The organism is Actinomadura sp. NPDC048394 (assembly GCF_040651755.1).
GTDB lineage: Bacteria > Actinomycetota > Actinomycetes > Streptosporangiales > Streptosporangiaceae > Spirillospora > Spirillospora montaniterrae.
On record NZ_JBEZJL010000035.1, the window covers coordinates 31,319 to 43,862 of the forward strand.

Genomic DNA, 12,544 nt, shown 5'->3' on the forward strand with positions numbered 1-12,544 from the left:
GGGCTAATAGCCGCCATTTGAATACTGGAAAGTATCCGCATTTACCGGTGAATTCGCGATGCAATCCCCGGTCACGCCAAGTAGAATGCGGGTATGCATTCTGTGACGGTCGAGCTGGGGGTGGCGTCCACCGCGGAATTGGTGGACGCGCTCTCAATGATCGCCACTGAACTCGCCCGACGGGACGTCCCCGAATCGGCGGCCGCGTGCCTGGAGCTCACCGAAACCCTCGCCGCCGCGACCGATCTCCAGGAAAGCGCAATGGCCGGTTTCATCGGCCGCGTCGACGCGGCAGGTGAACAAGCCCGGTGGGGATACCCCTCGCCCAAGGCGTGGCTGCGGTCTCGTCTGGGGATGCGGGACAACCGTGCCAAAGACCGCCTGGCACTGGCTCGCCAGCGCCACCGCCTTCCTCAAGTCGTCCAGCGGCTGGCGGCCGGGGAGTTGTCGTTCGGCTACGCCACCACCATTGCGGACTCGGTCGCGCGGCTGGACGACATCGACTGCGCACAGGCTGAGACGCTGCTGCTGGAGATGGCCGACGAAGGGTTCTCCGCCGGGAAGGTCGCCGCGTTCGGCAGCCGCATCCGTGACGTCATCGCCGAACGCGACGGCACCGAAGACGCCCCCGACGAGGACACCCGCCGCGGCTACGCCAAGTCATGGCTGACCACGACGCATTCCCTCGATGGCGGCCGGTACGTCAAGGGCTGGTTGAACCCCGAGGACGCCGCGATCTGGGATGGCACCCTGGCGCCGCTGGCCAAGCCTGCCGGGCCTGATGACCGTCGGGACATGGGCGAGCGCACCGCAGCCGCCTTGTCCGGCGTGTTGTCGGGCGGGCACAAGGCCTCAAAGGTCACCGTGATCTGCGACCTGGACACTCTTACCGGCGGCAACGCCCCCGCCCGGCTCATCGACGGAACGCCGATTCCTGCCGAGCAGGCCCGTCGCATCGCCCTCTCGGCCGGAGTCTCGCCGCTCCTGCTGGGAAAGGGCAACACCCCGCTGTACCTGGGCTGGCGCGAGCGGTTCGCGAGCCCGGCGCAACGGCAGGTCCTGGAAGCCCTGTACCCCTCGTGTGCGGTGCGGGGATGCGAGATGCCCGGCACCTTGTGCGAAGTGGATCACGTTCACGGATGGGCGCTCGGCCGATCGCCGACCGATATCGATCAGCTCACCCTGGTATGCGGGTGGCATAACCGGTTCAAGCACAGCCGCCCGGATCAGATCCAGATCAGCAAGGATCGGGATGGGCGGTATGTGTATCGGTTGCTTCCGCCGGCCGCCCGAGCCGCGACACCGAGCAATGGGCCACCGGGTGATCCTGCCCTCGACCGGGCCGCATGACCAATCCCATTCCACATTTCCATCGCTGCCTCGGCCCGTGAGGTGGGTGGGCTCAGGTGAGGGGGCCTCGGTGGCGGCGGAATTGTTCCTCCACCTCGGGAGGGATGTTCCCGCGCTGGTTGATCTTCACGCCGTTGGCCTTTGCCCAGGCCTTGATCGCCGCGCTTCGCTTGCGGGCGGCGGCGAAGGGGTCGCGTTCCTCGGGTGGGCGCTTGTCCACGGGGGTTAGGGAGACGGTCGAGGCGGCGCGTTCGTCCACATGCAGCAGGTCGTACCGCAGCGTGTACGCCAGTGCGGCGTCGATCTCCTCTGTGGACACGAGCAGGCGCTCGGCGAGATCCGCCTTGGTCGCCTGGCCTGGGGACCAGAGCGCGATCGCGACGAGGTCCATGGCCAGGTCGGAGTCGAGGTCGCCGTCCCGGGCGGGGCGCGGGCCGCGGGACAGGCGGCGGGGTGGTTCGAGGACGCCGCCGGCGGGCCAGAACTGCAGCAGCCATTCCCGGCGGTCGTCGAGGCGCCTCCGGTGCATCCGGACGCGGTACAAGCCGGGTGGGCCGAGCCTCACGCCGCGCATCGGCTCGCTCTGGATGACCTGGGTCAGGTCGACTCCGAGGCCTTCATTGAGCAGGGGCGACTCCATCACGTCGCCCCACTGCTCGTCGGACGGAGGTGGGGCCGCGTCGTGGGCTTCGAGGACGACATGGTTGAGCGCTGTCGCGGTGGCGAGGACCCAGCCGTTTCCGGCGCCGCCGAGGTCTCCTTGGGGCCGGCCTGCGAATGCATCCTCATCGAGTAGGTCGAGGTTCAGGTGGGCCAGTTCGGGTGGGAGGGCGGTGGTCCAGGGGGTGCCTCGTACTACGAGGGTGCTGTATTCGGGACGGTGGGCGGGGTGCTCGTAGCGGTCTAAGAGCGGCATGGGCGGACGGTAGTGGTCAGGGCTGACAGTTCGGGGAACTCCCGGCACGGAGGCGGCGTCGTAGGCGGGGCGGTCGTTGTGCGATGGGAGTGGGCTGTGGAGTTGGCGGGTCCTGAGGAGTTGTGGGCGGAGGCGTGCGCTACGGCCATGCTCAGCGTGGGTACTCCGGGGTGGGGTGCGACGGTGCGGGGCGACGGGGTGCGTACCGAGGATGTGGGCAACGGCTGGCACGGGATGAGCTGGGTCGAGGGCGGACGGGCGGTCCTGTACGGCTATGACGTCGACTACAGCAGGACGCGGGAGCACGTGCCGCCCATCGATCTGCTGGCCGGGGACCGGCGTGGCTGCCCTGGGAGTGGCTGGCGCAGATGATGCGCGACGAGCACATCGTCCAGTACGTCTACTGGTGGGACGGGTCGGCGTGGGGGCGTACGGACTATCCGGACGGCTTGGAGGACGGCGGCGGTGGTGTGGGGCGTGACCACCAGGTCGAGGAGTCCTTCCTCGCGTGGGGCGATGACCCTGAGGGTGCGGCGGACGCGTTCGAGGACCTCATCCGGGCGGCGCGCGCGCGTGCGGTGGACCGGGACGTCGTCGAGGCGCTGTTGCGGCGTCTGGATCCCCAGCAGTTCGACATCGAGGCGACGGAGCCGATGGACGTGGATGCCATGCTCCGGGTCGCGGAGCAGGCCGGGCTCACGGTGGGGGCCGTCCGGCCTGAGTTGGCTGCGGGGCGGGGTGAGCCGGAGGGGCGCCGTGTCCATGTCATCGACCATCCGGGGGATTGGGCGCCGTTCGAGGAGAGCTTCATGGCCGACGGGATCCCCGCGCACCTTTGCTGGTCGCCGTCCCTACGGGAGTAGGAGGTTGAGGTCGCCGAATTCGTGCCACAGGTAGCCCTCGTCCAGGGCGGCCTGGTAAGTGGCGGCGAGGAGGTCGCGGCCGGATATGGCGGTGAGCATCATCAGGTGCGACGAGCGGGGCTCGTGGAGGCCGGTGAGGAGGCCGTCGACGGCGCGGACGCCGCGTTCGGGCGTGACGACGTGCTCGGTCCAGCCTGAGGACGGGCGGACGTGTCCGGAGGCGTCCACGGCGGTCTCCAGGGCGCGGACGGCGGTGGTGCCGACGGCGATGACGCGTCCGCCTTGGGAGCGGACGTGGTCGACGAGCGCGGCGGTGGCGGCGGGCACCTCGTAGCGTTCGGCGTACGGGGGCTCGTGGGCTTCGGGGGACGCGACGCCGGTGTGCAGGGTGATCGGGGCGAGCAGGACGCCGCGCGAGACCAGCCGGGTGACGAGCTCGGGGGTGAAGGGGCGGGCGGCGCTGGGCATTTCGGCGCTGCCCGTGGTGCGGTCGTGGGCGAAGGCGGTCTGGTAGGCGGACGTGGGCCAGTCGCGGCGGACGTACCCGTAGCGGATGGGGACGCCGTGGCGGCGCAGGTAGGGGACGACGTCGGTGCTGAGGCGGGCCTGCCAGAGCCGGTCGGTGCGGCGGCCGATGAGGGTGAGGGTGGCGCCGCCGGGCATCGGGATCCATTCGCCGGGGCTGCCGCCGCCGTAGGGGAGGCTCGCCTTGCCGGACAGGCGGCGGAGTTCGACGATCCAGTCGCGGTCGTCGGCGCCGGGCAGCGGCGTGGAGAAGTGGACGCTGATGCGGTCGAGGCGGACGGCGGCGGGCAGCGTGGCGGAGGTGTTGACGACGAGGAGGTCGCCGGGGTCGAGGAGCGACGGCAGGTCGCGGAACTCGTGGTGGGAGACCTCGCCGGCGGCGCGGCGGCCGACGAGGAGGCGGACGCCGTCGCGGGTGCGGCCGCGGGCCTCGGGGGGTTCGTGGGCTTCGAGGTCCGGCGGCAGGGTGAAGTCGATGATGTCGGTCATTTCGGGGCCTCCAGGCGGAGTGCGGCGACGACGCCGGCGGCGGCGATCGCGGCGAACATGACCCCGGCGGCGGCGAGCCCCAGGTGGAGGCGGCCGGTGCCGAAGCCGGTGACGAGCGCGCCCGCGGCGCCGACGACGAGGGACGAGCCGAGGGTGTCGGCGATCTGCAGGGCGGAGGAGTTGACGCCCTGCTCGTCCTCGGGGGACAGGTCGAGCATCAGGACGCTGAGGCTGCCGATGGCGAAGCCCATGCCGGCGCCGCCGGCGATCCAGGCGGGCACGGCGGCCCAGCCGGACAGCTGCAGGGCGACGGTGACGGCGACGATCCCGGCGGCGACGAACACGGCGCCGAGCAGCGCGAAGAACTCGCGGGACCGCTTGGAGCGGCCCTGGATCTGGGACGCGGCGGACCAGCCGAGCGCGCCGACGGTCAGCACGACGCCGGCCTTGGTGGGGCTGAAGCCGTGCAGGGAGGTGAGGGTCAGCGGGATGAAGGAGTCGGCGCCGAAGAACGCGCCGGACAGCAGGCCGCGAACGACGACGACGCTGGGCAGCCCGCGGCGCATCCGGAGGGTTCCGGCGGGCAGCAGCCGGGGGAGCCCGTAGCCGAGCCCGGCGAGGCCGATCAGGGCGGTGGGGGCCATGGTCCAGCCGGTGCGTCCGAGGCCGTAGAGGAGGAGCCCGGCGCCTCCGGCGGCGGCGATGGCGGCGGTGTACCGGGTGCGGCCGGGGCCGTCCGCCGCGGCGTCGGAGCGCCGGACGCCGCGCAGCGTCGGCGTGAGCAGCAGCGCGGGCGGGATGACCAGCGGGATCAGGCCGAGGAACACCCAGCGCCAGCCGGCGTGCTCGGCGACGGCGCCGCCGACGGCGGGGCCGACCAGCGACGGCAGCACCCACGCGGCCGACAGCGCCGCGAACACCCGGGACCGCAGGTGCTCGGGGTAGACGCGGGCGATCACCACGTACAGCGCGACCATCGGGACGCCGGAGCCGAGGCCCTGGACCGCGCGCCCGGCGACGAACAGCCACATCGTCGGCGCGGTCCCGGCGACGGCGAGCCCGGCGACGAACACCGCGAGGCCGATCATGAACGGGCGCGCCGGGCCGGACCGGTCGACCCAGCCGCCCGCCAGCACCGTGGACAGCAGGCTCGCGATCAGCGTCGCGCTGAACCCCCACGCGTACAGCGACAGCCCGTCGAGGTCCTTCGCGACGGCGGGCATGACGGTCCCGACGGACATCGACTCGAACGCCAGGAGGGTGACGACGAGCACGATCCCGAGGGTCGCCACCCGGTACCCGCCGCCCATCACCCCCTGGCGCGGCCGTTCCCCGGCGACGGCGTCGTCCGCCTCGTCCGCCTCGTCCGGTTCGAGCACGGTGGTCATCGCGCGGCCGCCAGGTCCGCGGCGCGGTACCGGCCGCTCGCGGGACGGCCGTCGACGAGCCCCCGGTGGAACGCGGCGGCGGCCTCCTCGGGCGGCGGGGCGGCGTCGGCGTCCTCCCCGGCGGCGCGCAGCATGTCGGTGCGCATCTCCCCCGGGTCCGCCCACCAGACGCGGACGTCCGGCTCCTCCGCCGCGAGCACGTTCGACAGCTGCTCCAGCGCCGCCTTGGACGACCCGTAGCCGCCCCACGTCTCGTAGTTCTCGACCGCCGCGTCCGAGCTGATGTTGAGGATCGCGCCGTGCCGTTCCCGCAGGACCGGCAGGACGGCCTGGATCAGCGCGAGCGGCGCGAGCACGTTCGTCGCGTAGGTCGCGGCGAGGTCGGCGACGGGTTGCTCGGCGAGCCGCGGCAGCGGCGTCGTGCCGAGGGTGCTCGCGTTGTTGACGAGCAGGTCGAGCCCGCCGGACACCGCGCGGGCGAGGTCGGCGCGGTGCGCGGCGTCGGCGACGTCCCCGGGGATCGCGGTGACGTCGCCGCCGATGTCGCGCGCCGCCGCGTCGAGGGCCGCGGCGTCCCGGCCGTCGATGACGAGCGTCCAGCCGGCCGCGGCGAGCTCGCGGGCCAGCGCCCGCCCGAGCCCCCGGGAGCCTCCAGTGATCAGTGCGGTCTTTCCAGCGGCCGTGTTCATGCCCTCGACGCTAGGAAGCGGGCCGCGGTCCGGCATCGGCCATCGGCCCCCGGGGCCCCTCCGCAAATGGTCGTAGGACCTCCGGGCCCCCTCGCCGGCGCCCGCGTCCGGAGCCATCCGGGCAAAACCGAGTACGGTCTTCACATGCGCCCGTCGAAGGGCGCGCGAAGGGCGAGGCGAGAGGCCGGAATGGGCGAGGCGGAAGGGCTCGGGGCCGGGCAGGGCGCGACCCTGCACGCGGTGAGCTCCGCCGTGCTCGCCGTCACCCGTCACCTGTCGGTGCACGAGGTGCTGCAGGTGATCGTCCGGGCCGCGGCGCGGCTGCTGGACGCCCGGTACGCGGCGCTCGGCGTGCCCGACGACGAGGGGTCGTTCGCCGAGTTCGTCGTCGAGGGCGTCTCCGACGAGGACTGGGAGCGGATCGGCCCGCTGCCCCGCCAGCACGGCATGCTCGCGGCGATGCTGCACGGCGACACGCCGAAGCGGCTGGCCGACATCCGCCGCGAGCCGGAGTTCGAGGGCTGGCCCGTCGCGCATCCCGTGCTGAAGGACTTCCTGGGCGTGCCGATCAAGGACGGGGAAGACGTCCTCGGCATCATCTTCCTGGCGAACAAGCGCAAGCCCGGCGGGTTCACGCAGGACGACCAGGACCTGCTCGCGCTGTTCGCCGCGCACGCCGCGATCGCGATGACCAACGCCCGGCTGTACGAGCACAACCGCGAGCTGACCGTCGTCGCCGAGCGGAACCGGCTGGCCCGCGAGCTGCACGACGCCGTCGCGCAGAAGCTGTTCTCGCTGCGGCTGACGGCGCGCACCGCGGCCGCGCTCGCGGAGAAGGACCCGGCGCGGACCGTCGAGGAGCTGGAGCAGGTCGAGCGGCTCGCCGCCGACGCGCTCGCCGAGCTGCGCGCGGTCATCTTCGAGCTGCGGCCCGCGGACCTCGCCGACGGCCTCGTCGCGTCGCTGCGCAAGCACGCCGAGGTGCTGGACCGGGCGCACGAGACCGCCGTCCGGTTCACCGCCGCCGAACCGGTCGTCCTGCCGGAGGAGCAGGAGGCGGTCGTGCTGCGGATCGCGCAGGAGGCCGTCTACAACGCGCTGCGACACGCCGGGGCGCGGACCGTCGACGTGAGCCTGCGCGTGCTGGACGGCAGCGCCGTGCTGGAGGTCGCCGACGACGGGTCGGGGTTCGCGGCGTCCGACGGCGACCAGCAGGGCGGGCTCGGCCTCGCGTCCATGCGCGACCGGGCGTGCTCGATCGGCGCGGCGTTCGGCATCGACGCGGGCCCCGGGCGCGGCACGACGGTGCGGCTGGAGGTGCCGCTGTGACGCCGCCGCCCCCGCCGCCGATCCGGGTGCTGATCGCCGACGACCATCCGGTGGTCCGGCAGGGGCTGCGCACGTTCCTCGGCATCCAGGACGACATCGAGGTGGTCGGCGAGGCCGAGGACGGCACGTCGGCGGTGACGCTGGCCGAATCGCTGAAGCCCGATATCGTGCTGATGGACCTCAAGATGCCGGGCGCCGACGGCGTGACCGCGCTGACGGAGTTGCGGGCTCGGGGGGTGGGGGCGCGGGTGCTGATCCTGACCAGCGTCACCGAGCGCGGGCACGTGCTGCCGGCGGTGCAGGCGGGCGCGGCCGGCTACCTGTACAAGGACGTGGACCCGCGCGCCCTCGTCCAGGCGATCAGGGCGGTGCACGACGGGCATGTGCTGTTCGCCCCGGACGCGGCGGAGGCGATGCTGCGCGCGGAGCCCGAGCGCGAGCCGGCCGACCGCGGCCTGGGCGCGCTCACCGAACGGGAACGGGAGGTGCTCGTGCACATCGCGCGGGGCAGGTCCAACCGGGAGATCGCCCGCGCGCTCGTGGTCTCGGAGAAGACGGTCAAGACGCACGTCAGTAATCTGCTCATGAAACTGGGAGTGCAGGATCGGACGCAGGCGGCGCTCTACGCCGTCCGGCACGGCATCGGGCGGGACGGCACCGCCCGGGACGACGCCGGCCGGGATGGCGCGGACCGGGCCGGGGAGGCCGCTCGTGAGTGATACAACTCCTCTGACAGGATCGTCATCGAAATCGGTATGAACGTAGCAATCAGGTACGCAGCAGGCAGTGACATCGGGTGCAACCGAGAGAACAACGAGGACTCGGGCTACGCCGGTGCACGGTTGATCGCGGTCGCGGACGGCATGGGCGGCTATGCCGGCGGCGAGGTCGCGAGCTCGACCGTCATCGGCTCGCTGCGCTCGCTGGACAACGGCGCCCCCGGTGACGATCTGGTCGAGAGCCTCGGCCGCGCGGTCGCGGAGGCCAACGAGAAGTTGCGCATCGTCCGCGAGGAGCGGCCCGACCTGAGCCGGATGGGCACGACGCTCACCGCGATGCTGTGGTCGGGCGAGTCGGTGGCCCTGGCGCACATCGGCGACTCCCGCGGCTACCTGCTGCGCGACGGCGAGCTGTTCCAGATGACCCAGGACCACACGATGGACGAGCTGCTGAAGGCGGAGGCGGAGCAGGCGGGCCAGACCGCCGACCCCGCCGAGACGTCGCGGCTGTCGCACGTGCTGTACCGGGTGCTGGACGGGCGGGACGACCGCGAACCCGACCTGCGGCTGCGCGAGGCCCGGCTCGGCGACCGCTACCTGCTCTGCTCGGACGGGCTGAGCGGCCCGGTCGAGGCGCAGCGGATCTACGAGCTGCTGTCCGCGGAGGCGGACCCGCAGCGCGCCGTCGCCGCGCTGATCGAGGAGGCGCGCAACAACGGCGGCCCCGACAACATCACCGCGGTCGTGGCGGACGTCGTCGAGGCCGAGTACCACGCCGACGCGGGCGGCCCCGTGGTCGTCGGCGCCGCCGCGCAGTCCTGACCCCCGGCCGCTCGGCGGCCGGCCCGTCCGGCGCGTTCCCGTGCTGCTCGCGACGGGATTCGTGGCAACCGTAACCCTGAAGTCTGCCCGCATAGCTGGCGGTTTGTCCTACTCTTGCTCCGAGGTGGACTCAGCGTGCTCTCGGTAACGGTCGCGTCGCGGATCGTTGCCCGCACTTGACCCGCCTCCGGGTGAACCCGGTATACGGGTCACTCAGCCGTTTGTCTTCGAGGCGGAGGATTCGTTGGGGGGAGCGCCCGGGGCGGCGGCCGCCGGTGCACCGCGGGGTGCGCTCGGCCGGCTCGCCAGCCGGACCCTCACCGCAGCGCGGCACGGCCCACGAGGCGTGCTGCTGCGCGTTGCGGCGATGGCCGTTGCGGCCGTCGGCGTTTCATGGATCCACCGCCTCCACGACCCCGGCGTGCTCTGCCCCCTGCGGGCGCTCACCGGTCTCCCGTGTCCCCTGTGCGGGGGGACCACCGTGTTCGCCGAGTCCGGCGCGGGCCATCCGGTCCGCGGCGCCCTCGCGAACCCGCTGGCCCTGACCGGTGCGGCCGCCGTCGCCCTCGCCCCCCTGGGGCTCGGAGGACGGTGGTGGGCACTCCAGCCGAAGACCCGTGCCCGAATGCTCGGCGCCGCCCTCGTCGGGTCGGAGCTGTGGCAGCTCGTCCGGTTCGGTGTTCTGCGGGTTTGAGCCGCGGTCGATCGTCGGTCAGACTTGCGGAGCCCTCCGGGTCCGGCGGGCGTCACATATCCACAGGGTCAATCAATAAGGAGCAAGTGTGGGTAACCCCTACGACCCGTACGGTCAGCAGCCGGGCTACGGGCAACAGCAGCCCGGGTACGGGCAACAGCAGCCCGGTTACGGCCAGCCCCAGCAGCCCGGCTACGGCCAGCCCCCCGCCCAGCCCGGCTATGGCCAGCCCCCGGCCCAGCCGGGCTACGGCCAGCCGCCGGCGCAGCCCGGGTACGGCCAGCCGCCCGCGGCGCAGCCGGGCTACGGCCAGCCGCCCGCCGCGCAGCCCGCCTACGGCGCCCCGCCCGCCCCGGCCCCCGCGCAGCCGGCGTACCAGGAGGTGCACCACCACCACTACGGCTCGACCGGCCAGCTGGCCGAGTGGGGCTCGCGGGCCGGTGCCACCATCATCGACGGCCTCGTCATCGGCGCGCCCGTCGGCATCCTCTACTTCATCGCGATCCTGCTGATGAGCTCCGGCAGCGGCGGCGGCGCCTTCCTCGGCCTGCTGTTCCTGCTGGTCGCCGCGGTCATCGGCTTCGGCGGCGGCATCTGGATGATCTACCAGGAGGGCACCACCGGGCAGACGCTCGGCAAGCGCCAGATGGGCATCAAGGTCGTCAGCGCCCAGACCGGGCAGGTCCTCGGGTTCGGCGGCGCCTTCGTCCGGCGCCTCGCCCACATCGCCGACAGCGCCGCCTGCGACATCGGCTTCCTGTGGCCGCTGTGGGACGAGCGCAAGCAGACCTTCGCCGACAAGATGTGCAACACCCTCGTCGTCCGCACCTGAGCGGCGACGGCGTACCGAGCGGGGCGTCCCTCCGGGGACGTCCCGCTCTGCTTTTGGCACGTTCTCAGCGGCGCGCCGCGGACGGCGCCTAGGGCACGGGGTCGAACGCGCTGTTGCACGCCGCGACCCGCGCGCGCCGCACGGCCCGGTCGAGCAGCCGCAGCGCCTCGCTCCGGCGGCGCATCTGGTCGGCGGTGAGGCCGCGCTCGTCCATCCGCCGCGCCAGGTCCACGACGAGGGCCAGCCGGCCCGCCAGCGCCGCCACCCGGTGCGCGCGCGGCGGATACCCGGGCGCCAGCGGATGGTCGCCGCGGTGCGGATCGCGCAGGTCGACCAGCGCGTCCGCGATCTCCGGCGGCACCCCGGACACGTCGTCCACCGCCAGCAGCGCCTCCGTCGCGTCCCGCATCGCGAGCGTCAGCTGGCGGTCGGCGTCCGCGAGGCCCGGCACGTCCGGCGGGTGCGCGGACGCGTCGTGCGTCGTCCACCGCACCCCGACATAGGACGAGCCGCGCCGGTCCTCCTCCGGGACCAGCCCGATCGCCCGGTCGCCGAGCAGCACGACGACCGCCGCGCCCGCGTCGATCGCGGACCGGTTGAACTCGGCGGGACCGGTCAGCCCCAGCGGGTCGCCCGGCTCGGGCAGCGCCAGCCGCAGCGCGGTCAGCCCGCCGACGCGCAGGTCGCCGAGGCCGCGGCGCAGCGTCACCTCGGCGGGCTCGCCGCCGAGGATCTGCGGGCCCGCCGCCTTCTCGACCGCGTCCACCGCCTCGTCCAGGCCGACGCTGCCGGTCAGCCAGGCATTGCCCCACGCGACCAGCGCGGTCGCCACGTCCCTGCTCATCCCGTCCGAGCTCATCGCGTCCGACACTCCCCAATGGACATGCGATCCACCATAAGCGCTCGGATCGCCGGTGCCATCGGGCCCGCGGGACGTTCCTGCCTTCCGGTGCGGGCGGGACGGCCCGCCGCCGCGGGGAGCCGGGGGGCGGCGGGGGCCCGGTATCGCATAGGTTCTTTCCTGGAGAACGGACCGGTCCGGACCGGGACCGGTGGGATCACCGGGAATGGGGACGAAGGCACGCGATGGCCGGCGAGGTACTTCAGCTCCGCGGAGTCGGGGTCAGGCGCGGGGGCTCGGCCCTGCTGCGCGATGTCACGTGGACGGTGAACGAGGGCGAGCGGTGGGTCGTCGTCGGCCCCAACGGGGCGGGCAAGACGACGCTGCTGCAGATCGCCGCCGCGATGATGCACCCCACCGAGGGCTCGGTGGAGATCCTGGAGGAGGAGCTCGGCCGCACCGACGTGTTCGAGCTGCGGCCCCGCATCGGGCTCGCCAGCACCGCGCTCGCCGAGAAGGTCCCGGCCGGCGAGCGGGTCATCGACCTGGTGCTGACCGCCTCGTACGCGATCCTCGGCCGCTGGCAGGAGGAGTACGACTCCACCGACGTCAGCCGCGCCGTCGCGCTGCTGGACGCGCTCGGCTGCGCCGAGCTGATGAGCCGGACGTTCACCACCCTGTCGGAGGGCGAGCGCAAGCGGGTGCAGATCGCCCGCGCGCTGATGCCGGACCCGGAGCTGCTGCTGCTGGACGAGCCCGCCGCGGGCCTCGACCTCGGCGGCCGCGAGGACCTCGTCGCCCGGCTCGCCACCCTCGCCGACGACCCCACCGCCCCGACGATGGCGATGGTCACCCACCACGTCGAGGAGGTCCCGGACGGCTTCACCCACGCGCTGCTGCTGCGCAAGGGCGAGATCGTCGCGCAGGGCAAGGTCGACGAGGTGTTCACCGCCGAGCACCTGACGGCCTGCTTCGGCCTGCCGCTGACCATCGAACGGCAGGGCGGCCGCTGGTACGCGCGCGCCGTCCGCTGAGCCGCCGCTGACCCCCGGCCACCCGGCGTTCCGGGCGGACCGCCACGGAACGG

General features: G+C 73.2%; 14 protein-coding genes. 9 read left to right on the forward strand and 5 right to left on the reverse strand.

Annotation, left to right across the window (positions count from 1 at the left end):
* Window positions 1-93 precede the first annotated feature (93 nt).
* On the forward strand, window positions 94-1,350 hold the full coding sequence (locus AB0C78_RS25440) for a DUF222 domain-containing protein (RefSeq protein ID WP_360752097.1): 1,257 nt from the start codon (window positions 94-96) through the stop codon (window positions 1,348-1,350).
* Window positions 1,351-1,402: 52 nt separating this feature from the next.
* On the opposite strand, the gene AB0C78_RS25445 is transcribed toward AB0C78_RS25440, so the two are convergent.
* Window positions 1,403-2,266, reverse strand: coding sequence for a histone-like nucleoid-structuring protein Lsr2 (locus AB0C78_RS25445; RefSeq protein ID WP_360752100.1), 864 nt, complete (start codon window positions 2,264-2,266; stop codon window positions 1,403-1,405).
* A 198-nt stretch (window positions 2,267-2,464) separates the two neighbouring features.
* Between AB0C78_RS25445 and AB0C78_RS25450 the strand changes: the two genes are divergently transcribed.
* Window positions 2,465-2,638 carry a hypothetical protein gene (locus AB0C78_RS25450; protein ID WP_360752102.1) on the forward strand — a complete coding sequence of 58 codons (174 nt, stop codon included), beginning with the start codon at window positions 2,465-2,467 and terminating at the stop codon, window positions 2,636-2,638.
* A complete protein-coding gene (locus AB0C78_RS25455) occupies window positions 2,635-3,129 on the forward strand; it encodes a hypothetical protein (protein WP_360752105.1) in 495 nt (164 codons plus the stop codon). Before AB0C78_RS25450 ends, AB0C78_RS25455 begins: the two co-directional genes overlap by 4 nt.
* Here AB0C78_RS25455 and AB0C78_RS25460 read toward each other — a convergent pair.
* The 3 genes from AB0C78_RS25460 to AB0C78_RS25470 are packed head-to-tail and all read right to left on the reverse strand — an operon-like array spanning window position 3,118 to window position 6,220.
* Window positions 3,118-4,143, reverse strand: coding sequence for an S-adenosylmethionine:tRNA ribosyltransferase-isomerase (locus tag AB0C78_RS25460; protein WP_360752107.1), 1,026 nt, complete (start codon window positions 4,141-4,143; stop codon window positions 3,118-3,120). The genes AB0C78_RS25455 and AB0C78_RS25460 overlap by 12 nt on opposite strands.
* The gene (locus AB0C78_RS25465) at window positions 4,140-5,531 is read right to left on the reverse strand and encodes an MFS transporter (protein ID WP_360752110.1); all 1,392 of its coding nucleotides are present in this window, start codon (window positions 5,529-5,531) and stop codon (window positions 4,140-4,142) included. The genes AB0C78_RS25460 and AB0C78_RS25465 overlap by 4 nt, the downstream gene beginning before the upstream one ends.
* Window positions 5,528-6,220 carry an SDR family NAD(P)-dependent oxidoreductase gene (locus tag AB0C78_RS25470; RefSeq protein WP_360752113.1) on the reverse strand — a complete coding sequence of 231 codons (693 nt, stop codon included), beginning with the start codon at window positions 6,218-6,220 and terminating at the stop codon, window positions 5,528-5,530. Before AB0C78_RS25470 ends, AB0C78_RS25465 begins: the two co-directional genes overlap by 4 nt.
* A gap of 189 nt (window positions 6,221-6,409) precedes the next feature.
* Here AB0C78_RS25470 and AB0C78_RS25475 point away from each other — a divergent pair, with 189 nt between their 5' ends.
* From AB0C78_RS25475 to AB0C78_RS25495, 5 genes are all read left to right on the forward strand, one after another.
* On the forward strand, window positions 6,410-7,549 hold the full coding sequence (locus tag AB0C78_RS25475) for a GAF domain-containing sensor histidine kinase (RefSeq protein ID WP_360752115.1): 1,140 nt from the start codon (window positions 6,410-6,412) through the stop codon (window positions 7,547-7,549).
* Window positions 7,546-8,268 (forward strand): response regulator transcription factor, encoded by a 723-nt coding sequence (locus AB0C78_RS25480; RefSeq protein ID WP_360752118.1) that lies wholly within the window; start codon window positions 7,546-7,548, stop codon window positions 8,266-8,268. Before AB0C78_RS25475 ends, AB0C78_RS25480 begins: the two co-directional genes overlap by 4 nt.
* Window positions 8,269-8,304: 36 nt before the next feature.
* Window positions 8,305-9,090 (forward strand): protein phosphatase 2C domain-containing protein, encoded by a 786-nt coding sequence (locus AB0C78_RS25485; RefSeq protein WP_151543461.1) that lies wholly within the window; start codon window positions 8,305-8,307, stop codon window positions 9,088-9,090.
* A 367-nt stretch (window positions 9,091-9,457) separates the two neighbouring features.
* Entirely contained in the window at window positions 9,458-9,784 is a 327-nt protein-coding gene (locus tag AB0C78_RS25490; protein ID WP_360752260.1) for a DUF2752 domain-containing protein, read from the forward strand.
* 88 nt (window positions 9,785-9,872) lie between these two features.
* A complete protein-coding gene (locus tag AB0C78_RS25495) occupies window positions 9,873-10,616 on the forward strand; it encodes an RDD family protein (RefSeq protein ID WP_360752121.1) in 744 nt (247 codons plus the stop codon).
* A gap of 88 nt (window positions 10,617-10,704) precedes the next feature.
* Here the strand turns inward: AB0C78_RS25495 and AB0C78_RS25500 are convergent, their stop codons facing one another.
* On the reverse strand, window positions 10,705-11,460 hold the full coding sequence (locus AB0C78_RS25500; protein ID WP_360752123.1) for a hypothetical protein: 756 nt from the start codon (window positions 11,458-11,460) through the stop codon (window positions 10,705-10,707).
* A gap of 242 nt (window positions 11,461-11,702) precedes the next feature.
* Here AB0C78_RS25500 and AB0C78_RS25505 point away from each other — a divergent pair, with 242 nt between their 5' ends.
* Window positions 11,703-12,491: an ABC transporter ATP-binding protein gene (locus AB0C78_RS25505; RefSeq protein ID WP_151543464.1), complete on the forward strand. Its 789-nt coding sequence runs from the start codon at window positions 11,703-11,705 to the stop codon at window positions 12,489-12,491.
* The last annotated feature ends 53 nt before the right edge of the window (window positions 12,492-12,544 follow it).